Genomic DNA, 849 nt, shown 5'->3' with positions numbered 1-849 from the left:
GAACTCGAGATTGACCGGGTAGTAGATGTGCACGTCACCGAGTTCGACAATTTCATCCATACGTTGCAACAGCGCGCGAAGGATGGCGATCTCGGCGTCAGTCACCCGCTCGGCCAGCATCATGGCCATGCATCCGAAGACACCGGCCCGGGCCTCCGAAAGGTCCTGGGCTTCGTCATTGGTAAGCGCCCGGATAAAGAAGCCGCGGTTGGGGATGATCTCGATAAGTCCCATGGCCGCCAGCGCGCTACAGGCCTCGCGAATTGGTCCGCGACTAACGCCGAGGCGCTGGGAAAGGCCGTTTTCGTTCACCCGTTCGTTGGGCTTGAGCTCGCCATCGATGATCATCCGCTCGATCTCTGCCTGTACGACATTGGCGAGCGAACGGGTGCGAAGGAAATCGATCGCGGATAAATTGTGCGGGGCGTTCGTTATCTCTGACATGCGCAAGCCATTGTGAAGGTTCCAGTCTAAGCGGAGCAAGAACCTTGCGGATTACTCCTCCAGCCCTCGTTTAGCAGCAATTCCCGCGATTGGCGACCCTGCCTACTGGCAGGGCTCTAGCCTCGCGTATTCATTTGCGAACCACCAAGTACCGGAACTCGGTTGGCGATAAACACCACGGCAAAAGAAGCGGCAAGAAGAATGATACCGAGAACACAGATCGCCCCGAGATCGCCACTCTCGTTAAGGTCGTAGATGATGACCGAGACAAGCTTGGTATTTGCGGTTGTCAGCAGGATTGTTGCGGACAGTTCGCGGATTGTGCCGACGAAAACGAAGCACCAGGCCGCGACGACGCTCGTCCGCAGCAACGGCGCTGTGATATCCCAGAGCGTTCTCAACCGT

The 849-nt window shown here is 57.4% G+C and carries 1 protein-coding gene and 1 pseudogene; both read right to left on the bottom strand.

What is annotated here, in order from left to right:
- The coding region (locus tag ACXJ5O_RS28580) for a GntR family transcriptional regulator (RefSeq protein ID WP_457302854.1) at nucleotides 1–444 on the bottom strand (444 nt) is incomplete at its 3' end.
- Nucleotides 445–560: 116 nt separating this feature from the next.
- Nucleotides 561–849, bottom strand: a pseudogene (locus tag ACXJ5O_RS28575) (ABC transporter permease); the annotation flags it as partial.

The sequence above is a fragment of the Phyllobacterium sp. P5_D12 genome (assembly GCF_054049495.1).
Note: the sequence above shows the minus strand (reverse complement) of the source record. Positions and strands in the feature narration are given on the sequence as shown.